Here is a 26,372-nt window from a genome sequence, read left to right as displayed (position 1 = left end):
CTTCACGCGCCTTCCTCCGCCAGTTGCGCAAGCTGTTCGGCCTGGTGCTCGTGCGCCAGTGCGTCGAGCAGTTCGGTCAGATCGCCGTCCATGATGGCGTCGATCTTGTACAGCGTCAGGTTGATGCGGTGGTCGGTGATGCGACCCTGCGGAAAATTGTAGGTACGGATGCGCTCCGAACGGTCTCCGCTGCCGACCAGGCTCTTGCGCGTCGAGGCGATCTGGCTGTCGCGCGCGCGCACCTGCGCGTCGCGGATGCGCGCGGCGAGCACCGCCATCGCCTGCGCCTTGTTGCGATGCTGGCTGCGGTCGTCCTGACATTCGACGACGATGCCGGTCGGCACGTGGGTGATGCGCACCGCCGAATCGGTCTTGTTGATGTGCTGACCGCCGGCACCCGACGCACGGAAGGTGTCGATGCGCAGGTCGGCCGGGTTGATGTCGATCTCCGCCACTTGATCCACCTCGGCCATCACGGCCACCGTGCACGCGGAGGTGTGGATGCGGCCCTGCGTTTCGGTGACCGGCACGCGCTGCACCCGGTGGCCGCCCGATTCGAACTTGAGCCGCGAATAGACGCCGTCGCCGGCCACACGCGCGATGATTTCGCGGTAACCGCCGAGGTCGGATTCGCTCGCCGATACGACCTCCACCTTCCAGCGGCAGCGTTCGGCGTGGCGCGAATACATGCGGAACAGGTCGGCCGCGAACAGTGCCGATTCGTCGCCGCCGGTGCCGGCGCGGATTTCCAGGAACACGTTGCGGCCGTCGTCCGGATCCTTCGGCAGCAGGGCGCGCTGCAGGTCGGCTTCGAGCCGTGCCATGTCGCTGGCGGACTGGTCGATTTCCGCCTGGGCCAGTTCCTTCATGTCGGGATCGGTCAGCAGGGCGCGCGCCGCCTCGCCGTCGTCACGCGCCTTGCACCAGGCCTGGTACAGCGCGATCACCGGCGTCAGTTCCGCATGTTCACAGGTGAAGCGGCGGTAGCGGTCGATGTCCGACGTCACGTCGGGATCGGACAGCGCGGCGTCGAGGTCGGCCAGACGTTGCGACAGATGTTCGAGCTTGTCGGCGATGCGCGGTTTCATGCGGGGTGTTCGGAAAAGTATCTGGGCGCCGGTTAAGCCGGCGGAAAGGAGAGACGGCGGGCGCCGCTAGCCTTCGCGGTCGTGCAGCGGGTATAGGCGTTGCACCAGATCCTCGATCTGGCCGCGTGCTTCCGAGGGCGCTTCGTTGAGCAGGCGGGTCGGGCCGTGCATCAGCTTGTTCGTGAGGTTGCGCGACAGCGTGTCGAGTACGCGGTCCGGCGCTTCGCCGCGGGTCAGGGCACGCAGTGCGCGTTCCAGTTCCAGCATGCGCATGTCTTCGGCGTGACCGCGCAGCGCACGGATGGCCGGCACCGCTTCGCGAGCCTGCACCCACTGCAGGAAGTTGGCGACCCGCGCATCGATGATGCCCTGCGCCTCCACCACTGCCGCCTGCCGCGATTCGAGGCCCGAATCGACGATCTGCGCGAGATCGTCGACAGTGTAGAGGAACACGTCGTTGAGCTTGCCGACCTCGCCTTCAATGTCGCGCGGCACCGCCAGATCGACCATGACGATGGGACGGTACTTGCGCGCCTTCAGCGCACGTTCCACCAGACCGAGACCGATGATGGGCAGCGGACTGGCCGTACAGGACAGCACGATGTCGAACTCGGACAGCCGTTCGCCGATCTCGTCGAGCTTCACCGCGGCCACCATCAGGTCGGCCCGGGTGAAGCGTTGCGCCAGCGCCTGCGCGCGTTCGATCGTGCGATTGGCGATCACCATGCTGCGCGGCGTACAGCCCGCGAAGTGGGCGGCACACAGTTCCATCATTTCGCCGGCGCCGATGCACAGCACGCGCTGCGACGACAGGCTGCCGAAAATGCGTTCCGACAGATGAACGGCGGCCGCAGCCATCGACACGATGTTGGCGCCGATCGCGGTCGTCGAGCGCACTTCCTTGGCCACTGCAAAGCTGCGCTGGAACAGCTTGTGCAGCAGCGCCCCCAGCGTGCCCGCGTCTTCGGCGACGCGCACTGCCTGTTTCATCTGGCCGAGGATCTGCGGCTCGCCGAGCACCATCGAATCGAGACCGCTCGCCACGCGGAAGGCATGGCGTACCGCCTGGGGCTGCTCCAGCCTGTATACGTAGGGTGCGATGTCGGACGGCGCGATGCGGTGGTACTCCGCCATCCAGTCCAGTGCGCTGTCGGGGTCGTTGGTCGCGCAGTAGAGCTCGGTACGATTGCAGGTCGACAGTATCGCGGCTTCCTGCACCGGCCGGCCGCGGGTGAGTTCGCCCAGCGCGTCCGGCAGTGCTTCCGGCAGGAAGGTCATGCGCTCGCGCACCGCCAGGGGTGCGGTGTGGTGATTGAGACCAAGCGCGAACAGGGACATGTACGGGGAGCGACGCCTGCGTGATTGCCGATGGGTCGGGACGACACCGTCAGGCGCGCACATTATAACAGCGGCCGTCGCAGCACCAGACCGGCCACCGTGTGACGTCTGCCGACATCAAACGCGGACCGCACTTGGTGTCGGCAGACCCTAGCGCTGCGCGGCAATCATGGCAGCGAGATGCGACGCCGGGATGGCATAGGTGATTCCGCTCGGTTGCGACAGCACGCTTTCCTTGCCGGCCTTGACCAGCACCATGTTGATGATTCCGATCACCTCGCCGGTGTCAGGATCGAATACCGGGCTGCCACTGTTGCCCGGATAGGCAGTGGCATCAAGCTGGAACACCGGGAAGCTGCCGCGCGCCAGCCGGTTGCGGTTGGGCGCATTCAGCTGGCTCACATTGTCGACCGGAATCACGATGGGGGTGATGGCCGACACGATGCCGCGATGGGTGACCGGGGTGAAGCCCAGCACGCTGCCAATCGGGAAGCCGGTAAAGGCGATCGACTGGCCTTCGGCCACCCGCGCCGAATCACCCAGTGCAAGCGCCGGCAAAGGCGCGCCCTGGATCAGCAGCAGCGCGAGGTCATGCTCGGGGCTGGAAGCCACGATGCGCGCCTCGCGTATCTGCGGTTTGCCATCGACCTGCGCCAGCACCGACAGGACTTCGAACTTTTCGTCGTCGAGCTTCACGCTGGCCACGTGCGCATTGGTCGCGACAAGCGTGCCGTTGCCGACGACGAAACCTGTGCCCTTCAACTCGAAGGCAGGTGCTCGCGAACGCATCAGCGTGCCGACGACGACAATGGACGGCTTGATGCGGACGATGGCCTCGCGCAATGCGGCATGCACCAGCAGCGGAGCCGACAGCAGCGCTGCGCAGGCGAGACGGCGCCGGGCGTCAGCCACGGCGTGACACGATCTTCGGCAACGCTGGCGATGGCGTGGTGACGCGATGATCGTAGGGATGGTCCGGCTTGTTGAACAGGCTGCGGATGCGCTTCACGTATTCGCGCGTTTCACGATATGGCGGCACGCCCTTGTAGCGGTCGACCGCACCTTCGCCCGCGTTGTAGCCGGCGGTCGCCAGCTCGACATCACCTTCGAAGTAGGCCAGCAGCCAGCGCAGATAGGCCAGCCCGCCGCGGATGTTCTGCACCGGATCGTAGGCATCGCGAACATTGAAGCGCTGCGCGGTTTCCGGGATCAGCTGCATCAAGCCCTGGGCGTTCTTCGGCGATCTCGCCTTCGGGTTGAAATTCGACTCGATGCCGATGACCGCCAGGACCAGATGTGGGTCGATGTCGAAGGTCGGCGCCAGTTCGCGCACGATTTCGATCACCTTTCGCCGGTCCGGCGTGGTACCGAAGGCGGCTTCGAGATCGGGGGCTATGCCTGCGATCGCAACCGGCTCGGGCTCCGGAGGGTCGCGCATGCAGTCGGGCAACTCGCGCGTCGGCTCACCGGTGAAGCGCAGCATGCGCTGCGCGTGTTCGTGCCCTTGCCGCGCGGCGAGGTCGAAGAAGGTGGCGGCCAGCGCATCGTCGCGCTCGACCCCGCGGCCGTTGGCGTACATCCAGGCCAGATTGAACTGCGCCTCCGCTTCACCGAGCTTGGACGCCTGGCAGTAAAGGGCTGCCGCGCGCGCCGGATCACGACTGACGCCTTCGCCGTGTTCGAACAGGCGTGCCTCAGCCAGCAGCGCGCGCGCGGCGGCCTCAGGTTCGAGTGCGAACGCGGGTACCGCCGCGCACAGCGCGATGGCAAATGAAAAGTTGCGACGCGCCCGGGCACTCATGATCAGGCCGTCGCAACGGGCGCAAAGCGCGCGATGTACCAGTCCATCGCTTCGGCCAGACCGCGAGTCACGTCGTGACTGGGCACATAGCCCAGCAGCGTCTTCGCGCGGCCGATGTCGGCCAGCGAATGACGCACGTCACCGGCGCGGAAGTCCTGATGCTGCGCCTGCGCCTTTACAACGTCGGGAAAGCGAGCAACGAGCTCTGCGCGCATGGCGTCGAACAACTGGTTCAGCGTGGTCTGGCGATGTGCCGCCACGTTGTAGACGGTGTTGACCGCGTCGGCGCGCGTCGTCAGCGCGGCGAGCAGGTTGGCCTGCACCGTGTTGTCGATGTAACAGAAGTCGCGGCTGCTTTCGCCGTCGCCGTTGATGCGCACGATGTCACCCAGCAGCAGTGCGCGCGCCCATTTCGGAATCACCGCCGCGTAGGCACCCTCCGGGTCCTGGCGCGCACCGAACACGTTGAAGTAGCGCAGACCAACGCATTGCAGGCCGTAGCAGCGGCCGAACACATCCGCATACAGCTCGTTCACGTACTTGGTGACGGCATACGGCGACAGCGGCCGGCCGATGACGTCCTCCACTTTCGGCAGCGTCGGCGAATCGCCGTAGGTGGAACTGGACGCCGCATAGACAAAGCGTGACACGCCGGCATCGCGCGCCGCCACGAGCATGTTCAGGAAGCCATTGATATTCGAATCGTGCGTCGCCAGCGGATCGGCCAGCGATCGCGGCACCGAACCGAGCGCGGCCTGATGCAGCACGACATCGACACCGGCGCAGACCGACGCACAGGTGGCCAGATCACGGATGTCGCCGCGCACGAACTCGAGCCGGGAACGTTGCGCAGCCGTTACGCCGGCCGTGACCTCGTCGAGGTTGCGCTGGTGACCGGTCGAGAAGTTGTCGAGCGCAACCACCTGCTGATCGGCCTGCAGCAGCACTTCGACCAGATGCGAACCGATGAAGCCGGCGGCGCCGGTCACCAGCCAGCGGCGTGGCCGTGCCGCCAGCGCTGCGACAACGCCTGCAGGGAGTGCGGACAACCGCGTCACGCCGGACTCACAGACGCCAGACCGCGACGCCCTGCGCACGCAGCGCCTCGGCATCGAACTGGCACTTGATGTCGGCAACGATGCCACCCGGCTTCAGCTTGGACACGAAATCGCTCAGCGGGCGGGCTGCAAATTCCTTGTGAGACACGGCGGCCACGATGGCCTCGACCTTCGGCAGATCGTCCCACGACTTCAGCGACACGCCATACTCGTGTTCGGCTTCCTTCGTTTCTGCGACCGGATCGTGCACGAGCACTTCTATGCCGTAGGTTTCGAGTTCGCGGATCACGTCGATCACGCGCGAATTGCGCAGGTCGGGACAGTTCTCCTTGAAGGTCAGGCCGAGCACCAGCGCCCTGGCGCCCTTGACCGACGCACCGCTGCGGATGAGTTGCTTTACCGTCTGTTCGGCGACATATTTGCCCATGCCGTCGTTGATGCGACGGCCGGCCAGAATGACCTGCGGGTGATAGCCCAGCATGTCGGCCTTGTGCGTCAGGTAATACGGATCGACGCCGATGCAGTGACCGCCGACCAGACCCGGACGGAAGGGCAGGAAATTCCACTTGGTTCCGGCGGCACGCAGCACCTCTTCGGTATCGATGCCCATCTTGCCGAAAATGATGGCCAGCTCGTTCACGAAGGCAATGTTGAGGTCGCGCTGCGTGTTCTCGATCACCTTGGCGGCTTCGGCCACCTTGATGCTCGATGCTTCATACACGCCGGCGGTGATGACGCTCTTGTAGAGATCCGACACCTTGCGCAGCGTTTCCGGACTGTCGCCCGACACCACCTTGACGATCTTGGTGACCGTGCGTTCCTTGTCACCCGGGTTGATGCGCTCGGGCGAATAGCCGACATTGAAATCCTGCGGCCACTTCAAACCGGAAAACTTCTCGATGACCGGAATGCACATTTCCTCCGTCGCCCCCGGATAGACGGTCGATTCGAATACCACGGTGGCGCCGCGCTTCATGTGGCGACCGCAGGTTTCCGAGGCACCCACCAGCGGCGAGAAATCAGGCTGGTGCGCTTCGTCGACCGGCGTCGGCACGGCAACGATGATGAAGTCAGCATCCTTCAGTGCAGCCCCGTCGGTACTCACCGTCAGCTGCGTCGCAGCCCGCAGGTCCTCCGGACTGACCTCGCCGGTCGGATCATAGAATTCCCGGTAGGCCGCAATCTTGGCGGCCGACATGTCCACGCCGATGGTCGGCATCTTCTTTCCGAACTCGACTGCCAGCGGCAATCCCACATAGCCCAGACCAATCACTGCAACTGTCGTCATCGCGCTATTCCCCAATGCCAGATCAAAGTTTTTTCATCAGCTCGGCAACTTCCGCTGCGCGCCCGTAGTCCTTGCCCAAGGCCGCGAGCACTTCAAGTTCCTTGCGCGCATCCGCCCTCATTCCTGCCCTGACCAGACGCGCCGCAAGGTTGAAACGCAGTTCATGCGCAGCAGGCGCCGCACCTACTGCCTTTCGCAACATGCTCAGCCCCTCTTCCGTCCTGCCCGAATCAAACAGGATCGCGCCATAGGTATCGAGTACCGCCGGATTGTTGGGCGCTGCATCCAGCGCCTGTTTTGCGTAGTCCAGTGCCCTGCTGTCTTTTCGTTCCGCCGCCAGCCAGGCAAGGTTATTGAGCACTATCGGGTCTTTCGGCGTGCGCTTGAGGATCGCCTCATATCGCCGCCATGCCTCGTCGTAACGCTTCTGGGACAGCGCACGCTCGGCAAGGTAAGAGAGCACTATATTGTCGGCGGGTTTCTCTTTCACCCAGTCATCGACCAAACGGCCCGCAGCATCTGCACCGTTAGGTGAGCGGCTGAGCGCCGCGTGCAGCCGCATGACGTTGGCAGCTCCCCGCTCGCGCGACAGCGCCTCGCGGTAAGGGCTCACCGCCGCCTCAAACCTGCCCGAGTTCGCCAGCAGGTCGCCTTCCATGGCATAGCCCAGGGCCAGTTTCGGCTTCTGCTTCTGTATATCCTTCGTGACCCTCAATGCATCATCGAGTTCGTTGCGACTTAGATGAATCGAAATCAGCATGTTGTGGGCATCCATCAGCTCCGGCTCAAGCGACAACGCCTTGCGCACATTCTGGATGGCCTCCGACTCGCGTTTCGCGGTCATCTGCGTGGCCGCCAATCTCAGCAATGGTTGTGCACTCGAAGGTGACTGAGCGACCAGCTTTTCACGGGACGCAATAGCGGCATCGGTCTGACCGGCCAATGCCTGAGCTGACGCAAGCAATTCAAGCACCTGCGCATCGTCAGGAAACGCGAGCGCTGCGTCATTGGCCGCAGCAAGCGCCTTGGTTTTTTCGCCACTGGCACTGTGCAGCTGAACCAATGCAACACGCGGAGCCACGAGCTTCGGGTTACCGGCGACCGCCTTTTCAATCAATTTCTGGGCCTCAGGCGTACCGGCCTTCGTCCGCGCTTTCAAACCGGCGAGAGCCAATAACGCATCCGCGTGTTCAGGCGACTTGTCCAGCACGCCGCGGAAGCGCGACTCTGCAGCATCGGGCCTCTCCTGCAGCAAATCCATGCGTGCAAGATTGGAGGCCGCGGGAAAGAAGGCCGGCTCAATCTCTAGCGCCTTCGCAAAGCTGCTACGCGCCGCGTCCATCTCCATCTTGACCAAATGCGCCGTGCCGCGCAGATTGAGCGTTCCCGGGTCGCCGGGCTTTTTCTTCTCCAGAGCATCGATCGCCAGAAGAGCCTTATCCGCATCCCTGTTTCGCAAATGCGCTACGATCAGCAAAACATCCGAACGCGTGTCGTCCGTTTCGAGGCGCACCGCCTTTTCGAGTGCCGCAATGCCTCCGCTACGATCACCGGCAGCAAGACGGCTGAGACCCAGCCTCGACTGGGCTGCTCCATCTTCGGGTTGAAGCCGTACCACAGCTGAAAACGCCTTTTCGGCCTTCGCAGTATCTCCGGCAGCCAGAAACACCTGGCCGGCAAGTGCCTGCACTTCAGAATTGTCCGGCAATTTCTGAAGCAGCGGTTCAAGCGTTTGCTGCGCCTTTTCGACCCGACCGGTCTTCAGATATGAGCCGATCAGTATCTTGCGGATGAACAGCGAATCTGCGCCTGCAGCCGACATCTTTTCACAATGCTGTACAGCGATGACATACGACTTGAGCTCGAATTCAACCCACGCAGCCAATCCAAGCGCCGGCAGATAGTTCGGCGCAATCGCCAGCAGCTCGTTCAGGACTTTTCGCGCCTCGGGGAAATTGCGTTCCTTGATGAGCAGAAGGCCTTCGAGATAGGACACTTCGAGCGCCTTGGGAACCGCTTTCCTGAACGCCGCATTTTCAGCCCGTGCCTGTTCGAGCTTGCCCTGATTGACAAGCGCGGAAACGACGACATACCGGGCGCGCCGATTGTCCGGCTTGATCTCGTACACCTTTCGATAAGCTGCAAGTGCCGCCTCGGAATCGCCCGTAGCGTCTTTCAGCTCGGCAGCGAGAAACCATGCATTTTCATCCGCTGAGCCTGACGCCAGAACGCTGTCGAGCATGCGCTGGGCACCTTCCATATCCCCAGTGACAGCGGCAAGACGCGCCCTGCCAGTTTTGGCATATGCATGCTGTGAATCAATCGCAATCGCGGCGTCAAAAGCTTTAAGCGCGCCTTCGTTGTTCCACAATGCCATGTACGCATAACCCAGCGCGGCTTTCAGATCCGCCTCAGCTTCGGGCGTCGGCATGCTGGCGGACGAAAACCGCGAAATCGCCCCCTCAAAATTGCCTATTTCGACCAGGACCCGCGCCAGCTTCGGCACAACGTCACCCACGTCGTGGTTCAGTTCAAGCGCCTTTTCCAGCTCCTTGATCGCCGACGGAAAATCGCCGAGCTTCAGATGGACTCTGCCGAGTTCATAGCGCGCGTTGGCGTTGCTGGCATCCTGCTGCAACGCGTTCTTCAATTGGATGGACGCCGTCTGGTAATCGTCGCGCGCTATGGCTGCGCGCGCCTCGGCCACGAGTTCGGAAGGCGGCAGAGTCCTGTCGCAGGCGGCAAGCAAGGCGGCGCAGCACAGTGCGGCCGCCAGACGGCTCAGCGATAGTCGCTCCTGAAATGGAAATCGATTCAGCACAAGAACTCCTCGCGCATTCAGCGCAAACCGAAACGGTTCATCAAGTCATACAGGGTCGGGCGGCTGACGCCGAGCACTTCGGCCGCCTTCACCATGTTTCCATCCACCCGCGCAAGCACGCTGACGACAGCGCGTCGTTCAGCCTCCTCGCGGATCTGCCTCAGATTGAAAAAACCGTCCTCCTGATCGGCCGGCTTCAACCCGAGATCGGCCGCCGTGATCTGGCTGCCATCGGCCATGATGGTCGCCCGCTTGATGCAGTTCTCGAGTTCGCGCACATTGCCGGGCCATTTGTGCGCCTCGATCGCAGCAACCGCCTCGCGGGACAGCGTCAGCGCGCTGCGCCCCTGCTCGCCGGAAAACCGCTTTGCAAAGGAGTGCGCAAGCAACGCGGCGTCGCCTTCGCGTGCGCGCAGCGGCGGAATCGTGACGACGATTTCGGCCAGGCGGTAATACAGATCCTCACGGAAACGCGCTTCACCGATCAGGGCCTGCAGGTCCTGGTGCGTGGCACAGACCACGCGCACGTCGATCGGAATCTCGTCGCGGCCGCCCAGGCGTTCGATGACGCGTTCCTGCAGGAAGCGCAGCAGCTTGGCCTGCAACGCGCCGGGCAGGTCACCGATTTCGTCGAGGAACAGCGTGCCCTTGTTGGCGACCTCGATCTTGCCGGGAGTCTGCTTGGTGGCGCCGGTGAATGCACCCTTCTCGTAGCCGAACAGTTCGCTTTCGAGCAGGTTGTCGGGGATGGCCGCGCAGTTGATCGCAACGAAGCGCTCGTTCGCCCGATCCGAGCGGTCGTGCAGGGTCTTCGCCAGCACTTCCTTGCCGGTCCCGCTTTCGCCAAGCAGCAGCACGGTGGCGCGCGTCGCCGATACCTTTTCGATCGTCCGCAGCACGCGCAGCATGTCCGCATCGCGCGTGATGAACCGCCCTTCGACACCCAGGTGCTGGTTGGCCAGACGGATGTTTTCCGACTGCAGGTCGTGCAGCCTGAATGCTCGCTCGATCAGCAGCGCGAGCATGTCGGGCTCGAACGGCTTGGCGTAGAAATCGTAGGCACCCATGCCTATCGCCCGCAGCGCGTTGGCACGGTCGTTCTGCCCGGTCAGCACGATGACCTTGGACTGCGGCGCCAGCGCCATGATTTCGCCGAGCAGCGCCATGCCTTCGGTCACGTCGTCGGGCGCTGGCGGCAACCCGAGGTCCATGGTGATCACGGAAGGTTCGTGGCGCCTGATCTGCGCCAGCGCGGATTCGCGGTCGCTGGCCAGTACGACTTCGTAGTCGTCGAAACTCCAGCGCATCTGCTTCTGCAGCGCCGGATCATCTTCGACGATCAACAGTGTCCGCCCCTTGTCTGCCATGTCACTCCCGGTCAAGCAACGGCTGCCTCAGCCGCCTGCAGAGGAAAAACGAGCCGGAACAGACTGCCCCGACCCGGCTCGCTGGTCACTTCTATCCGCCCGCCCAGATCGTGGACATAGCGGAAACTTTCGTATGCGCCGATACCCATCCCGTTCGCCTTGGTCGACTGGAAGGGCTTGAACAACCGCTCGCGCATGAACTCTTCGGTCATGCCGCAACCAGAGTCTTCGACCTCGATCACAACCCCCGCTTCAATGCGGCGCGCACGGATACTGACTTTACCGTTTTGCGGCGTGGCATCCAGTGCATTCTGCACAAGATGCCCCACAACCCGCTCTATACGATCTTCATGGGCGCGCACCATCAGGCCGCTTTCCGCATCGAGTTCCAGGTCGCAGCCGCTGCGCGCCCGGGCACGATGCAGTCGCTCGAGCAGCGGCGTCAGTTCGACCGGTGAAGCCTGCTCGATCGGCTGGGTGCCGGAACGCAACTGCAGCAGCATGCCGTTCATGCGACCGACGGCATGTTCGATGGTGTCCATCATGTCCTGCTGGAACTCGGGGTTGTCGTGATGCTTTTTCGCATTGCGCAGCAGCAGGGACAGCTGGGCGATGAGGTTTTTCAGGTCGTGCACCACGAACGCGCTCATCTTGGAGAAGGCTTCGAACTTCTTCGCCTCGATCAGCGCCTCCATGGTCTGGGTCTGATTGAGCACGCCCGCCACCTGGCGCCCGGCCGTCTTCAACAGATCGCGCACTTCCCAATTCAGATCCAGCAGCGCGCGCGGACGGCACAGCACGACGAAGCCGAGCGGCATGTCCTCGCTGCCGAGCGGGCAGATGAGCCAGACGTCGGGCGTCTGCGCGACCCACGCAGGCAGCCTCAGATTGCCGTAAACTCCGGGGCGCGAGCGATGCTCTTCCACGTTGATCACCCACATCTTGCCGAGCAGCAGCTGGATCAACGGGCTGTCGGCCGGCTCCCGCGCATCGATCATGGGCACGTTCAGACGCGCCGCGGGTGCGTAATGACCCGCTTCGCTGCGCAACCACAGCATGCCGCCCGGACTTTCGACCAAATCGGCCATGACGCGGATCGAGGCCTGCCGGAGTGCATCGACGCTGGATGCGCTGTACAGGGTATCGGCCAGCTTCAGCCATTCGGCACGGTAGTCGTAGCGCAGGCTGAAGAAGTGCTTGTTGATGAATACACGCAGCCAGGCCCGCACGCTGCCGGAGGCGATCGAAGCGAGAAACCCCAGCGCTCCGGCCGCCAGCACGACCGTCTGCAAGGCCTGGCCCCACTCGCCCCCGAAGTAGCGCACGTAGTAACCCGCCAGCGCGATGATCAGCAGCGCGCCGCCCGATATGACCAGTGCCGAGGTGTGGAACACCGCGTCGCGCGACACATTCAGCCGGATCGACCACTCGCTGACGCGGGCTGAAGACACGGCGAACAGCGGAATCGCGAGTGCATGCACCAGGCCGCGGGACGCCCACAGCGTCGAGTCCTGCTGCCTGAACATCAGCGATTCGGAGAAGAAATAGAGATCGAAGGTGATCGAGAACGCGAGCCCCAGCGTCATCGGCTTGATGCCCCAGCGCCACTGCTGCGGGGTGTTGCGGTAGAACTGTTCGATCATCACCGCGCCGAGCAGACTCAGTCCGAGTCCGCATGCCATCAGCCACATCACCGATGCCACACCGGTCGGCACCAGCCACGACAGCGCGACGTAGCCCACGCCGCAAGGCAACACGGAAATCAGTACGAAACGGATCAGCCAGGACCGCCGCTTGAGCAGCGTCGGTAACGGCCGGCGGCCTTCAGGATCGATGACGCAGGCCGCGAGGAAAAGCAGGAAAAGAAGTGTATGCAGCGCATCCGCCGCATAGACCAGCGTACGCAGTACCGGATGGCCATTCAGCACGCTCAGGGCTGCAAGCGTGCACCACGCAGCACCCGACAGCATGCAGACGGACAACAGACGGGCGCGCGGCGATTGACGCGCGCCCATGATCAGCTGCAGTCCGAACAAGGCGAAACCGACCGCTGCCACGCCATAGGCGTACAGCGCGAACGTTACAGGGAAGGATTCCATCGACGGGCCGGTAGCGTAAGGGGTAACCGCTGCATTGTGCCCGCCGGCCGAGGGATCGTCACCGCAGGCGCGTCACCGGACGCGCCTTGCCGCGCGCCTGGCGATGTGTCGCGCCGGTTCAGCGCGCGCCGTCGCCGGTGAGCACGACGCGCACCGTCTGCAGCAGCACCAGCACATCGAGGAACAGGGTGTGGTTCTTGACGTAATACAGGTCGTACTGCAGCTTCTGTACCGCGTCGTCCACCGAGGCACCATACGCGTAGCGGACCTGGGCCCAGCCGGTGATGCCCGGCTTGACCGAGTGACGTGCGGCGTAGAACGGAATCTGGTCAGTCAGCTGATCGACGAAGTAGGGACGCTCGGGACGCGGGCCAACGAAGCTCATGTCACCGTGCAGCACATTGAAGATCTGCGGCAGTTCGTCGATGCGCGTCTTGCGGATGAAGTGACCGACGCGGGTGATGCGGTCATCGCTGTTGCTCGCCCAGCGCGGCTTGCCGTCCGCTTCGGCATCGAGGCGCATGCTGCGGAACTTCAGTACCTTGAACGTACGGCCACCCTGGCCGACACGCTCCTGCCGATAGATGACCGGAAAACCGGATTCCAGCGCAATCGCGATGGCGGCCAGCAACATCACCGGCGCCGTGACAACCAGCAGCACCGACGCTGCGAGCACATCGAACAGCCGCTTGACGACCGTCCGGCCGACGCCCTGGCGGAAGCCGTCACCGTAGATCAGCCAGCTGGCGCGCAGCGAATCGAGGCGCACCTGACCGCGCATCCGCTCGAAGAAACTCGACAGGTCGTTGACCGTCACGCCAGCCAGTTTGCAATCCAGCAGTTCGCGCAGCGGCAGCACACCGCCCCGGCGCTCGCGCACCGCGACCACGATTTCATTTGCGCGGTGATCCCGGGCCAGCTGCATCACGCAACTGCCTTCGGGCATGACCATCGCACTCGGTACTTCCACCGAGGTGTCGGCCCCGACCGACACGAAGCCGACAATGGTGTGCGTCGCACTGGCCGACGTCGACACGCTTGCCCACACCGACGCCGCCTCGGAACCCGTACCAACGACCAGGATACGGCGGGTAAACATGCCTGCGCCGTCGGCCTGCACGAAGGACGCCGCGCGCAGCAACAGGATGCCGCCGAAGCCGAGGCACAGCGAAATGTCGAGCGCCGGCATGGCCATGCTGCCCTGCGGCATCAGGCGGAACACCATGTAGGCCACCGGAAGACCCAGCAGGAAGGCAAACAGCACGCGTCCGACCAGTTCCGACAGGTTGCGCGGTTGTTCGCGCTGATAAAGGCCGAGCGTGCTCATCAGCACGGTCATCACGGCAGCAAAGACCGCAGCCGGCACCAGCGCCGGCAGCAGCGACTGAACGCTCCCCGGTGCGCTGATCCACGCCGCGCCGAAACCGGCAATCAACAGCACCAGGGCTTCGGCAACAAGTCTCATGAGCGTTACGGACGGAACATAGTGACTGAACAACCTGACCACGGTAGACCCCTTTTCGAGCTGCTCATATTGATTCGCGTCGTGTCATGCAACGGGTTGCCGGTAACGACGCCTTGAGCGGTGGAGCGCGAACGATATGTGTGGCCGGGCCTTTTGAGCGTGAATACCATCACAAGAGGAAGCCGCACCAAGGGGATGTGATAACTGAAGCACGTTGCGACGCCGTTTCAGCGTGCTTCCCAATGTCTCAAGACACAAAACTCCACAGAAATGGGGCCCCGCAAGGCCGCTCTCACGTGTCGCTGACGGACTTCAAACAAGCAGTTGGGCGGGCTCGGGGTGCCCGAGGAAGGCTGTAGGGCTGGAACTGAAGCCGTAGGCACCCGATTGAAATACGGCTATAAGGTCGCCGGGCTGTACTTCGGTCAGCTCGACCTTGTCTGCCAGGACGTCCAGCGGCGTGCACAGCGGGCCGACCACATTGACCTGCCCGTTCGAAGGCGCACCGATCCGGTTTGCCGCGACCACCGGATAATTGCGGCGTATGACCTGGCCGAAAAGCCCCGCGGCCGCGAGGTGATGATGCATGCCGCCATCAACCACGACGAATCTCTGGCTACGGGATACCTTGCAGTCGATCACCTTGCATATGAAGACACCGGCTTCTCCGACCAGATAGCGTCCGAGTTCGAGCACGAGCTCGGCCCCCGGAAGCTTCGTCGGTACGTCATCGACAATGCGTGCAAGCGCTTCACATACGGGTTCGAGGGCAAGCGGACGGTCGTTTCGGAAGTAGGGAATGCCGAATCCGCCACCCAGATTCAGTATCTTTGGCATCGCGGGCGCATCCTCCGCCAGGCGCAGCATCAAGTCGAAACTGCGCCGCTGCATGTCGATCAGAGAATCGGCATTCAGATTCTGCGATCCGGCGTACAGATGAAAGCCTTCGAACGCGAGGCCAAGCGCGCCGATGCGTCTGAGCAGCGCGGGCACCGCTTCGGCATCGACACCGAAGGGCTTGGCACCACCGCCCATGCGCATGCCTGAAGCACGCATTTCGAAATCCGGGTTGATGCGCACGGCCACGCGTGCCGGCCAGCCGGATTCTCCGGACAAACTGGCCAGCAATTCAACCTCGCGCGCCGACTCCACGTTGAGCAGCACGCCTGCCGCCAGCGCCTGACGCAATTCGTCCGCGCTCTTTCCGGGGCCTGCAAAACTGATGCGCGACGGAGCCATGCCGGCGTCCAGCGCAACCCTCAGCTCGCCACCTGATGCCACATCAAGCCCGTCGACGCGCTGCGCCATGAATCCCACCAACGCCGGCATCGGATTGGCCTTCATGGCGTAGTGCAACTGGACCCCGGCAGGCAGCAGGCTGCGCAACAGCTCCACCCGCGCCTCGATCCGGCTTCGATCGTAGGCGTAGAAGGGGGTACGCCCCGCCATCGCGGCAACCCGGGACACCTTCAGGCCATTGATCAGCAATTCGCCGTCAGCGCTGGAAAAATCGTCTGCCGGCGAATAGGGTGCGGCTTGCTCGGGCGTAACGGTCACGATTCGCGTCCTGCTGGAAGATTCAGGCGGCAACGAGACTCCGCCTCGATGGCGGTCCGGTCCAGCTTGCCGTTCGGATTGCGGGGCAAGGTGTCGTCGAACACGATGAAATGGGCCGGCACCTGGTAGGCGGGCAGCTGCGTGCGGCACAGCGCGCGCAGCGCGTCCACATCCGGCGCGCCAGCAAGGTACAACGCAACTGCGATGACCTGTCCACGTTCGGCGTCTTCGATACCGAACGCGACGCATTCCGAAACGCAGCCAGTCATCAGCAGCGACTCTTCGATCTCGGTCGGACTGACGCGGTATCCGGACGTCTTGATCATGTCGTCGCGACGACCCACGAAGTAAAGGAAGCCGTCCTCGTCCATGCGCACCGTATCGCCCGAAAACACGGCGACTTCCTCCCGCATCAGACCGGACGGTCGCACGCCCGAAGTCGGCGGCAGAGGACGGAAGCGCTCCGCCGTGCGCGCGGCGTCGTTCCAGTAACCCTGCGCCACCAGCGCACCGCGCTGTACAAGCTCGCCTGCTTCCCCCGGCGCACACGGGCTACCGTCTTCCCGCAGCACGAGAACCTCGGCATTCGGAATGGCACGCCCGATGGAATCCGGCCGCACATCCACCTGCTCGGGCGGCAGATAGGTCGCACGGAAGGCTTCGGTCAGACCGTACATGAGGAAAGGCCTGGCCGATGGCGCGCGCGCCCGCAGCGCATCCAGCGTGACACGCGGCATGCGCCCGCCGGTGCTGGCGAAGTAACGCAGGTGCGAGTCGATGGATTCCGGCCACGGCAGCTGCACGATCTGCATATATAACGGCGGTACGGCGGTCAGACCGGTCACCTGCTCGGCAGCCAGCGCATTGACGACATCGCGGGCCATCAGGTAGTTGATCAGCACTACCCTGGCCCCGCTCAGGAATCCGGTGGTCAGCTGCGAAAACCCTGCATCGAAGGACAGCGGCAGCGCCGCCAGCAGCGTGTCGCCCGCGTGGTTGCCGAGATAGCCGGCGACGCTGCACGCGCCAGACACCATGTTACGGTGCGACAGCACCACACCTTTCGGCTGCCCGGTACTGCCGGATGTATACAGAATAGCGGCGATATCGCAGTCGATCACGCAGTGCAGCCCACGCGCGGGCGCATCCATGAGGGACGCCCACGGCACGGCGCCTGGGGCATCGCCATCGACGAGCACGGTGTGCGCCAACTCCGGGCATGCCTGCTGCAATGTTCCGAGCGCAGCAAGCCGTGGTGCCGACGTGATGAGCACACGCGCGCCGCTGTCGCGCATGATGTGACCGACCTGCGCTGCCTTGAGCAGCGGATTGATCGGCACGAACACGGCGCCGCAGGCTGCGGTCCCGAAACTTGCCACCACTGTTTCGAAACGCTTTTCGAGGAAGATGCCCACGCGGTCGCTCCGGCGCACGCCCAGCGCCAGCAGGCCGTGTGCACAGGCCTGCACCTGCTGTGCCAGCATCGCGTAGGACATGTCGACGCCATTGGCGCGCAGTGCGCAGGCATCGCCGTCACGCGCAGCAGCGTGCTCGACCAGCTGGTTCAGCAAAATTGGAACGGACATGAAAGGCAATCGGCGGGACGCGAAGAGGGCAAAACCTATACTATCGTGCCCCCGGAGTGGCACCCCGGAGCGACAAATTCAAACCACACGCCCTCGAGACGGCGGAATACAGGGAGAGCAGAGTGGATACGCGGCATACCTTGCGCGAACTGCTGCGGCAAGAGCTGGACCTCGGTGAGCGTGCCGACGCTCTGGCCGACGACACGCCGCTGCTGGGCGCCCTTCCCGAACTCGATTCGATGGCGGTCATTGCAGTGATCACGGCGCTCGAAGAGCAGTTCGGCCTGACGCTGGACGACGCAGACATCGACGGCAGTACTTTTGCGACGTTCGGGGCGCTGTATCGATTCGTGACCGAACGTCTGGCGGACGGGTCGCGCGAAGGATAGCCCTCGTGACGTCCGGAAGCAGTGCCGAGCCCTGTGGCCCGCCTGCGGGATGCCGGAGCTTGCGCACGCCGTTGAGTCATCCGCCTTCACCGGTCAGGCGCGGAACTTCTTGCCGGCGCCCCGGGGCTGCGCTGCACAGCGCCGTGCAGCGGCTTTGAGCCGACGGGCCACACGAACCCTCGCGTGGGCTGCACCAAGCCTGGACCGGGCAGCACCTCTGCCCGGCTTGCCTGCGCATCCGGCCGGAGCCTGAAATCGAACGCCGCGGGATGCATGAGTGCGGATTCGGAGATCCATACATTGCCGTTGCCTGCCTGATCGCCCAAGTCCGGCGGCAAGGATCCCGGCGAGGCAAACAGATTGTTGTCGCTTTGCTGCGCGATCAGGCCCTGAAAGCGTTTGCTGTCTGCCAGGTGAACGAAGCGCACCGACGGCGTGGCCGAGTGAAGGGTGTTGTGCGACAGCACAATGCGGTTTGTGGTCCATGCAGCCCCTTCCATGCCGTAGCTGATGATCGCTGGATTTTCGCCCGTCTCGGACTGGCTCAGGATATTGCCGACCATTTCCACATCGCCGCCGTTCGGGAACTCTGCTTCATAGGACGCCGCACCGCCCGGTCCATCCGCCAGCATGTTGTATCGGAGCACGGTGCGCGCCGCACGGCTCTTGAGCAGATGCCCGTTGTAGCCGCTCCGGAATCGCGAGCCAATCACGGTCAGCGATGCGATGCGGCCCGCGTAGAGAAGATGAAAAAAGGCGTCCCGACTGCGGGTGGAATTTTCGAACAGGGTATCTTCGATCGACAGGTGAGCCGCGCCATCGTTGGACGTCAGCAGACCCATTTGATTGTCACGAAATTCGCAGCTCACGACGTGCAATCGCCCCGATTCATGCCGTATGCCCGCTCCGTTGCGTTCGGCGACGCGAGCCCCTTCGAATACGATGCCCTCGACGCGCACATCTTCCCCCCGGATGACCCAGATGGCCTTCCTTTCGGCACTGGCGCCAGCCGCCCTGAGCACCACCCGGCCTCCTTTTGCCGCAATGGTCAGACGACGCTGCGTCCATACCGCCGCATCGCCCTCATAGAGGCCGGATTCGATCAATACGGTATCGCCGGACAGTGCGACCCGAGCGGCCTCGGAAGGCTTCTTCAGCGTATGCTCAGGACCGACCAGCCAGCTGGCAGCGTGCGCCACCGTCACTGCGAAGAGCAGGCAGAATGCAAGCATGGCGCGTGCACTGCATGAACATCCTGTGCAGCGGTCGGCGCGTGGCATCCTTGCATCCGGATCGCTGCACCGCCCGGCGGCAAACTGATCGGCGCGCTCCCCGATCAAATCGACAACAGCGTCACCATGATCCAGCCCGGAATCAAGTCGCACATCGCACTCCTGAATGGCCTGCTGTTCGGGTATCTCGTATTTGTGGTCTACGGCAGTCTGGTGCCGCTGAACTATGTGCCTCGCGATCTGGACAGCGCCATCCGAGCGTTCCAGCAGCTGCCCTGGCTCGATCTGACCGTTCATTCGCGCGCTGACTGGGTCGCTAACGCGCTGCTTTTCATCCCGCTGACCTTCATGTTCGCAGCCCGGCTCGAAGCGGGTGGATGCGGCCGATCACTCCAGCTCCTGGTGGCACTATTCGGCGCCTCGCTGCTCGCCGTCGCGGTTGAATTCTCCCAGTCCTATTTCCCTCCGCGCACCATATCGCAGAACGACATCTTTGCCGAAGTCGTGGGCGCGCTGTGCGGCGTCCTGCTGTGGTGGAGCCACGGCAGGCGGACACGGCAGCTGGTCACCATGCTCGCTCCGCACAGCGAAGAAGACGCCAAGAAAAAGGGCATCCTGGCCCTCTACTCGCTGGCATTCTTCATCTACAACGTCATGCCGCTGGATCTGACCATCAGCGCCGCCGAACTGCACGAAAAGTGGAAAGGTGGGCGGATCATTTTCAATCCGCTGATCCAACTGATTCCCGGATCGCTGACCCATGCTCTTGAAACAGGCATCGATCTTGCGGTGTGGACGGTGTTCGCGATTCTGGCCTGTCAGGCCTATCCCGGATCTGCCACACGGCGCCGAAACGTGTTGCTGTCCGGCGCGCCACTGTTCATCGAAGCGGCCCAGCTCTTCGTGTTCACCCGGGTGACGGACAGCGCCGACATCGTCGTCGGACTGCTGGGCGTACACGCAGGTCGCCTGCTGGCCGAACGCCGGAGCCTGCCTTCCGCAGCCCGGACTTCAGGGGTCGAACCTGGCCTGCCACGAGCGCTGCGCGCCGTCCTGATCATTCTGGTGCTTTCGATACTGACTGCCCTGCCCTATCTCTATCCGTTCAATTTCAGCGCAGATCTGGAGGGTGCGCGCGAGCGGCTTACCCGAGCGGCCGGTCGAACCCTGTTTGAGGCCTACTATTTCGGTTCCGAATATCGCGCCCTGACCGAAGTCCTGCACAAGGTCGTGCCCTTCTTCATCTTCGGGGCCGTCGTCACCGCCCTGAGCCCGCTCCGGCACGGGCATCTGCAACGAACCGTCACCGTCCTGCTCGGTGTGATGGTCGCGGGCGCGATCGAAATCGCCCAGATTTTTCTGCCCGGAAAGTTTCCCGACCTGACCGATCTTGTGCTGGAAACCTGTGGAGTGCTGGCTGGCGCCATGTTCTGGCACTGGCGTTCGGGCGCCGGCGACCAGGACAGAGCAGACACGCGCCGTCCATTGCAGGCTGATCGTCCGGCGGCTTTGCAGCCGTTGGCCAATCCGCTGATGACCCTACTGCTGGCCATGGCAGCAACGGCCGCCTTCGCCTACGGACCGATCAACAGTTACAACGTAAGAGAACTGCTTCCCGCGAACGTCGCACTGCAGATGCTGGCTGTGCCGCTGGCCATGTTCGTGTTCGGCTTTCCCGCCTACACGCTGTTCGGCGTTCGACAGCCTGGCAACGGGCTTCGGTTCGGACTACACCTGCTTCTGTGGGCGGCCATCGCGGTCGCAATGGAAAACCTGCTGCCGCGCGAAAGCATTGACGACATCATCGGCAGTGCGCAACTCTACGATACAGTTCTGGAGCGTCCGGTGCGCATCTTCTTCACGCTGTCGATATGGTTCGTGCCCGGCGCGCTGGCGGTTCATCTGTCGGCCCGCGGAATTCGCGTCGGTGCAATCCTTTATGCTGCTCTGGTCATGCTCGTCAATGCGGTGATCGCCCAGTTCGTGGTGGTGGAGTGGGCGACCACGGACAACATCACCGAACTGCTCGCTCACACCGATTCACCCCTTTCGCTAATTGCTCTGAGCTTCAGCGCCTTCTGCATCGCACTGGCCGCCTGCGTAATGGTGCGCCTGAGCCGGCAGCCCGGGCTGCGCAATCTGGCGATGGCTGCGCTGCAGATCAGCCTGCTTTTTGGCGCCGCCCTCGTGTTGGCTGATGTTGCTTTCGAGCGGTTCGTGCTGAAGTATGACCGCGTCTTCCCGGCACTGCAGTTTCTGCTGACCGGGCTCCGCTTCCCGCAATTGAGTTACACCGACATCATCGGACATTTCGCGACCTGGTCATTATTCATCGCGGCGCTGGTTGCCGTGTCGTGCAACCTGAACAGCGGGCTGCACCGCCTGCTTTCGGGGCTGTTCCTCCCGCAGCACAGAGGTCAATCGCACGCCACCGATGTGGTCAGTCGCACGCTGGATGAGATCCCGCGTTCATGATGCAGACACCGGCGTACCTTCCAAGCGGTCACTTTCTCGCCCAAGGCAAGCTTGAAGCAGCCGGTGCCCCGCGCCTGGGCGCCGACTCGATGGCGAGCCGGGGCTCGGCGGACAGTGAATCGATGCGCGCTGCACTGGACCAGTCGATTGCGTCGCTTGGACATGTACCGGGCAGCTTTGCCCTGGCGGCAGCCGATGAACGGACTGGAGTATTGTGTCTCGCACGGGACGCCAGTGGTAGCCACGGGCTGTATTTCCGCCACGATGAACACGGCCGGGTGCACTACGCGAGCCGCCTGAATCTGCTGCTGGCCGAGCTGCCGGAACCGCCACGCATCAGCGCAGACGGCCTCGCGGAATACCTGCGCTTCCTCGACATCACTGCGCCGCAGACCATCTACGACGGCGTGTTCGCGGTACCGCCCGGACAAGCCGTGCTGTTCGAACGTGGTCGATGTTCGTTCATCGAACTGGACATGCGCCCGGACACACCGCTGCCCGGCAGCTACGCAGAGGCGCTCGACTGCGTCGAGCAGCGCATTCGAAGCAGCATCAACCATGCTGCGCACGGCGTCCGGTCACCGGCGGCCTTCCTCAGCGGTGGCGTCGATTCCGCGCTGCTGTGCGCGCTCGGCCGACCTGTTGTCAGCGATGCGATCACCCTGGGTTTCGACGATTCGCGCTACGACGAATCGGGCATCGCGTCATCGGTCGCCACCTCCCTCGGCATGCGTCACACCGTGCTGCGACCGAGCGAAGACGACTATTTCAGCTTATTCATGCTCACGCACGGTCAATCGGAGCAGCCCTTCTGCGATCCGGCCGCCATGGCAACGCGCTTTGCCTTCGATTACTGCACGCAGAGGTATGACTTGCTGATCGACGGCACCGGCGCGGAAATCCTGCCGGGTTCGATGCCGGCACGCTGGCGGCGCTGGGCCTACGACTACACGGCATGGATGCCGCGCCGACTGCGCCAAGGGCTCGCCAGACTGCCGGGTCTTCGCCAGCATCGCCGTCTGTTCGACTACGATGATCAGGAAGACCTGTTCATACGCTGGCAGGGCTTTCACAGCGCTGATATCAAGCGGCTGACCGGGCACGCAACCGACCTTTCTCACACCCGCTTCTATCGGACATTTCGCATGTTGCGCAGCACGGATCATCTGCGTCGTTGGTCGATACTGCAGGGCACCTTGCTGCCGGACGACCGGATCCGTCAGGCCTCATCGGCGAGCGGCCTGCCGTGCGCGCACCCCTTTCTGGACGCCTCTGTGGGACCGCTGATGGCGGCGCTCCCGCGTGAGTGGTGCCACGCTCCGGGACGTCCCAAGCGCCTGTTGCGCGACATTCTCGGACGTCACGTCCCGTCAGCGCTTTGGGAACAACCCAAGCACGGCTTCGAATTCGACTTTTGCGCATTCATGCGCCGCAACCGGTCGCGCCTGACCGAACCCTATCTGATCGGAAGTCACGCGACGCTTGATCGACTGCTTTCCCCCGTGGCGACGCGGCAGGTGTTCGACGACTGGTGTGCCGGCAACGACGCGCTTTCTTTCCGGGTCTGGGCTCTGCTGATCCTGTCCGCATGGCTCAGGCACGGACCGCTCGTTACCGATCAGCTGAACAGGTCACGGTAGAGCCCTGCGTAACGTTCGGCAAGCGAACGGATCGAGTATTTCCGCTCCACCAGTTGCCGGGCCCGCCCGCCCGCCTCGCGACCTGCTGCGGACAAGGCCCATGAACAGGCTGCCGCCAGCGAGTCGACATCTGCCGCCTCGTACAGCACACCTGTTTCTCCATCGACGACCAGTTCTGCATTGCCACTGGAGCGCGCCGCCACGCAGGGCAGGCCGCACGCCATGGCTTCAAGCAGCGCATTGGGCAGGCCTTCCTTGAGTGAAGGAAGGATGAAGGCATCGGCCGCTTGCAGCCGGTCCCGGGGATCGTCGCAACTGCCTGCCCACATCAGACGGTCCGGGTACTGCGCCTGCAGCGCCTGCAGCCTGCAAGTGAGCAGGCCCGATGGGTCGTCGCGACTTTGCGGCCCCAGAACAAGCAGCAGACCCTGACTGCCGAACGCATCCTGCGCGCACCATACGTCGGCCAGCCAGTTGATGTTCTTGCGCTCGTCGATCACGCCGGCAAACAAGAAGATGGGGCGGTCCGGCGGAAGACCGAAACGGACTCGGTGCCGCGCGCGCTCATCGGCCGAAACCGGATGGAAGTGCACATCATCGACCGCATTGGGCAGACTTTGAAGACGTTCGGGACGGATGCCGAGCGCCTCGAATTCCTGTTTCAGTTGCCTGCTGATCGCAACGCATACATCGACGCGTCGCAGAAATAGTCGGTGTGCCCAGTTGACGAGGCTGCGCGGCCCCTGATGGAGGTCGTCCTGCGCAAGACTGGCTTTCACGACGGAACGCTTGCCGAGCAGACGGGCGAACGGTCCGACGATCGCATTGGTGTAGTACGCACCATGGCTGTGCAGTACGTCGAAGTCGCCACGGCGCGCGAACAGAAAGCACAGCATGTTCCACCAGAGTTTCAATTCCCGGTGCTTGCGCCCCCGCCCGGCCTCCAGTCGCGTCACCTGGAAACCGTCGATCTGCTCCCGAGCAGCGAGCCCAGCCCTGCGTACGGTCAGGAATTCGACCGAATGGCCAAGCCTGCGCAACTCCCGAGCGAGCAGCAGCGCCTGCCTGGCAGCGCCGCTGAATTCGGGCGGGAAATAGCTCGAGTACATGAGGATTCTGGAAGTCATTCGCGCTGGAATATCTCTTGAATTTTGCGGCTCTGCCTTGCGCAAGATTGCAGCAGCGGGCTCGGCGGCAATCAGCCTTGTCCCGGTTCGTTGGCCTGCAGCCACTGCTCCAGCATCATGAGCACCCAGATCATGACCCCGTAGTAATTGGCATCATCGGAACGGTGCGATTCGATCAAGGCATCGACATAGGCCGACTGCAGCACGCGCCGCTTCCGAAAAGTGATCAGGCTGTCGTAGGCCAGTTCCCTGAGCCTGTCGTCGGTGCGCATCCAGGCTCCGAACGGGAGGCCGAACCCGTGCTTCGATTTCGTGATGATTTCCTGCGGCAGGAAATCCTTCAAGGCCTCCTTGAAGAACCAGCGCAATTGTCCGCCATTCACCTTCCAGTCTATCGGCACGCGGGCGGAGAACTCGACCACCTCGTCGTCAAGCAGCGGGTAGCGGACCTCGACGCCAGCCAGCGCACACATGCGGGTGACCTTTCGAAGATCATTGTCTGCCAGGGTCTGCTTCAGGTCGAGATGCATCATGCAATTGACCGGCTGATCAGGCGGCGCCCTGCCGTACACCTCGCGTGCAATCATCGCGGGTTCGGAATGGTCGATGCTTGCCAGAAAGTCAGGGGCGAACATGTCTCCCAGCCTGCCCCGCTCCAGGAAATTGTAGCTCTCCAGCCGATCCGGGAGCGGAATGCGAGCTTGCTCGATGTAACTGCGCACCTTGCGCAGCGGTCCCATCCTCGTCAGGTCGTTACCAAGCAACAGCGGTTCGAGCAATCCGCTGCGCAGGCCAGCCGGCAGACGCTGATAGATTTCGAATACCTTCTGTTTGGCGTATCGCGCGTTGCCGCCAAACAGTTCGTCACCGCCGTCGCCGGCAAGCAGTACTGTCTTGCCATCGGCCGCTGCCATTTCTGAACAATACAGCGTGGGTACCGCGGACGCATTGCCGAAGGGCTCGTCGTAGGCTGCCGCCACCCTCGGCACCGCTTTCACGACATCGGCCGGCGTCACGTAATACTCATGCGGGCGAAAGCCGAACCGGCGCTTGGCGATGCGCGCATACTCCATTTCGTCATAGCCTTCGACGTCGAAGCCGATCGAATAAGTATCCACCGGCTCACTGCACTGCTGGCTGAGCACCCCACTCACCGTCGTGCTGTCCGTGCCGCCGCTCAGGAAACAGCCGGTCTGCCCGTCGCCGGCGGCGCGGCGCACCGCCCCGGCAAGCACCGCCTTCAGTTCATCGGAGGCCGGCTTCAGCGCCCAGCCCCGACCGTCCTCGTAAGGCATCCGCCAATAGAAGTCGCGCTCTGTCCTTCCCCCTTCCCGGAGCAGATACTGCGCCGGCAAGAGCTTGTCGACCCCGTTGAAGATTGTGCCGGGCGAAGGCACCATGTGCGCATACAGATAGTTGAAGATGCCCTGCGACGACACCCCGGCGGAAACCAGCGGATTTCTCGCCACGTGACGCGCGTCGGAGGCAAATACCAGCGCCCCGCCACAGTCGGCGAAAGCCAGTGGATACACACCCATCCGGTCTGTCGCCAGCAGAAGCCGATCGGCTCGGGCATCATGCGCAAGCAGCAGGAAGTGTCCGCGCAGCATGCCCAGAACCGCTCGGAAGTCCGATGCGAGAGCGACCCGCAGGGCCGGCAGCGACCCGGCTGCGAGCAACTCGCCTCGCCAGAAAGCGCGGCCCACGATGCATAGCCCCCCGTCGGAATCGACATGCGCGTGGTGCGCACCGACGCCACTGCTCACCTGCCAGCCAAACCCCGCACCGAATGCCTGCTGCGCCGGGATCGACTGGCCAGGCGGTGTGCCAAGCCACGTCCGCCGTGCCGATTCATCCCGGTTCCCGATCGCGCCAAACCATCCACAAATTTCTGTCATGTCTATCCGGCAATCATCGTCAAACGGGGTGCCCTGCGAGGCTCGAATCCGTGCCCGTCCATGGCTGGCGAACCTAACACAGGCGGCCGAGATCGCGTGAGCCGCACATCACGGCTGCAAGGTTTGCGGAGCCACGCTCCGCT

General features: G+C 63.4%; 18 protein-coding genes. 3 read left to right on the top strand and 15 right to left on the bottom strand.

The window, feature by feature from the left end; genetic code table 11:
• Window positions 1-2 precede the first annotated feature (2 nt).
• The 12 genes from prfA to NMQ14_RS01595 all read right to left on the bottom strand — a co-directional run bounded on the left by prfA (window position 3) and on the right by NMQ14_RS01595 (window position 17,468).
• The gene (gene prfA / locus NMQ14_RS01650) at window positions 3-1,088 is read right to left on the bottom strand and encodes a peptide chain release factor 1 (protein WP_257092878.1); all 1,086 of its coding nucleotides are present in this window, start codon (window positions 1,086-1,088) and stop codon (window positions 3-5) included.
• A gap of 66 nt (window positions 1,089-1,154) precedes the next feature.
• Window positions 1,155-2,426 carry a glutamyl-tRNA reductase gene (gene hemA, locus NMQ14_RS01645; protein ID WP_257092877.1) on the bottom strand — a complete coding sequence of 424 codons (1,272 nt, stop codon included), beginning with the start codon at window positions 2,424-2,426 and terminating at the stop codon, window positions 1,155-1,157.
• A gap of 150 nt (window positions 2,427-2,576) precedes the next feature.
• Window positions 2,577-3,338, bottom strand: a complete 762-nt coding sequence (locus NMQ14_RS01640) for a serine protease (RefSeq protein WP_257092876.1) — start codon at window positions 3,336-3,338, stop codon at window positions 2,577-2,579.
• A complete protein-coding gene (locus NMQ14_RS01635; protein WP_257092874.1) occupies window positions 3,331-4,227 on the bottom strand; it encodes a lytic transglycosylase domain-containing protein in 897 nt (298 codons plus the stop codon). Before NMQ14_RS01635 ends, NMQ14_RS01640 begins: the two co-directional genes overlap by 8 nt.
• A gap of 2 nt (window positions 4,228-4,229) precedes the next feature.
• The gene (locus NMQ14_RS01630) at window positions 4,230-5,276 is read right to left on the bottom strand and encodes an SDR family oxidoreductase (RefSeq protein ID WP_373457164.1); all 1,047 of its coding nucleotides are present in this window, start codon (window positions 5,274-5,276) and stop codon (window positions 4,230-4,232) included.
• 16 nt (window positions 5,277-5,292) lie between these two features.
• Window positions 5,293-6,573 carry a nucleotide sugar dehydrogenase gene (locus NMQ14_RS01625; RefSeq protein ID WP_257092870.1) on the bottom strand — a complete coding sequence of 427 codons (1,281 nt, stop codon included), beginning with the start codon at window positions 6,571-6,573 and terminating at the stop codon, window positions 5,293-5,295.
• Window positions 6,574-6,595: 22 nt separating this feature from the next.
• Window positions 6,596-9,394, bottom strand: coding sequence for an XrtA/PEP-CTERM system TPR-repeat protein PrsT (prsT, locus tag NMQ14_RS01620; RefSeq protein ID WP_257092868.1), 2,799 nt, complete (start codon window positions 9,392-9,394; stop codon window positions 6,596-6,598).
• Between the two features lie 17 nt (window positions 9,395-9,411).
• Window positions 9,412-10,761, bottom strand: coding sequence for a PEP-CTERM-box response regulator transcription factor (gene prsR, locus NMQ14_RS01615; protein WP_257092866.1), 1,350 nt, complete (start codon window positions 10,759-10,761; stop codon window positions 9,412-9,414).
• An 11-nt stretch (window positions 10,762-10,772) separates the two neighbouring features.
• Window positions 10,773-12,860, bottom strand: coding sequence for an XrtA/PEP-CTERM system histidine kinase PrsK (prsK, locus tag NMQ14_RS01610; protein WP_257092864.1), 2,088 nt, complete (start codon window positions 12,858-12,860; stop codon window positions 10,773-10,775).
• A 118-nt stretch (window positions 12,861-12,978) separates the two neighbouring features.
• On the bottom strand, window positions 12,979-14,325 hold the full coding sequence (locus NMQ14_RS01605; RefSeq protein ID WP_257092862.1) for a TIGR03013 family XrtA/PEP-CTERM system glycosyltransferase: 1,347 nt from the start codon (window positions 14,323-14,325) through the stop codon (window positions 12,979-12,981).
• A 312-nt stretch (window positions 14,326-14,637) separates the two neighbouring features.
• Entirely contained in the window at window positions 14,638-15,882 is a 1,245-nt protein-coding gene (locus NMQ14_RS01600; protein ID WP_257092860.1) for a pyridoxal-dependent decarboxylase, exosortase A system-associated, read from the bottom strand.
• The gene (locus tag NMQ14_RS01595) at window positions 15,879-17,468 is read right to left on the bottom strand and encodes an acyl-CoA ligase (AMP-forming), exosortase A system-associated (protein WP_257092858.1); all 1,590 of its coding nucleotides are present in this window, start codon (window positions 17,466-17,468) and stop codon (window positions 15,879-15,881) included. The genes NMQ14_RS01600 and NMQ14_RS01595 overlap by 4 nt, the downstream gene beginning before the upstream one ends.
• Window positions 17,469-17,590: 122 nt before the next feature.
• Here NMQ14_RS01595 and NMQ14_RS01590 point away from each other — a divergent pair, with 122 nt between their 5' ends.
• Window positions 17,591-17,857 (top strand): acyl carrier protein, encoded by a 267-nt coding sequence (locus NMQ14_RS01590; RefSeq protein ID WP_257092856.1) that lies wholly within the window; start codon window positions 17,591-17,593, stop codon window positions 17,855-17,857.
• A gap of 86 nt (window positions 17,858-17,943) precedes the next feature.
• On the opposite strand, the gene NMQ14_RS01585 is transcribed toward NMQ14_RS01590, so the two are convergent.
• The gene (locus tag NMQ14_RS01585) at window positions 17,944-19,242 is read right to left on the bottom strand and encodes a hypothetical protein (RefSeq protein ID WP_257092855.1); all 1,299 of its coding nucleotides are present in this window, start codon (window positions 19,240-19,242) and stop codon (window positions 17,944-17,946) included.
• Between NMQ14_RS01585 and NMQ14_RS01580 the strand changes: the two genes are divergently transcribed.
• Together NMQ14_RS01580 and NMQ14_RS01575 are read left to right on the top strand one after the other, a co-directional pair.
• Window positions 19,216-21,564, top strand: a complete 2,349-nt coding sequence (locus NMQ14_RS01580) for a VanZ family protein (RefSeq protein WP_257092853.1) — start codon at window positions 19,216-19,218, stop codon at window positions 21,562-21,564. The two genes, NMQ14_RS01585 and NMQ14_RS01580, sit on opposite strands and share 27 nt — an antisense overlap.
• Window positions 21,561-23,204, top strand: coding sequence for an asparagine synthetase B family protein (locus NMQ14_RS01575; RefSeq protein WP_257092851.1), 1,644 nt, complete (start codon window positions 21,561-21,563; stop codon window positions 23,202-23,204). The genes NMQ14_RS01580 and NMQ14_RS01575 overlap by 4 nt, the downstream gene beginning before the upstream one ends.
• Here NMQ14_RS01575 and NMQ14_RS01570 read toward each other — a convergent pair.
• Both NMQ14_RS01570 and NMQ14_RS01565 read right to left on the bottom strand, forming a co-directional pair.
• On the bottom strand, window positions 23,183-24,331 hold the full coding sequence (locus NMQ14_RS01570) for a glycosyltransferase family 4 protein (RefSeq protein ID WP_257092849.1): 1,149 nt from the start codon (window positions 24,329-24,331) through the stop codon (window positions 23,183-23,185). The genes NMQ14_RS01575 and NMQ14_RS01570 overlap by 22 nt on opposite strands.
• A 71-nt stretch (window positions 24,332-24,402) precedes the next feature.
• Window positions 24,403-26,229, bottom strand: a complete 1,827-nt coding sequence (locus tag NMQ14_RS01565) for an asparagine synthetase B (protein WP_257092847.1) — start codon at window positions 26,227-26,229, stop codon at window positions 24,403-24,405.
• Between the last annotated feature and the right edge of the window lie 143 nt (window positions 26,230-26,372).

It is taken from the genome of Methyloversatilis sp. XJ19-13 (assembly GCF_024580155.1).
In the GTDB taxonomy this organism is placed as follows: domain Bacteria; phylum Pseudomonadota; class Gammaproteobacteria; order Burkholderiales; family Rhodocyclaceae; genus Methyloversatilis.
This window is presented reverse-complemented; position numbering and strand designations above follow the sequence as displayed.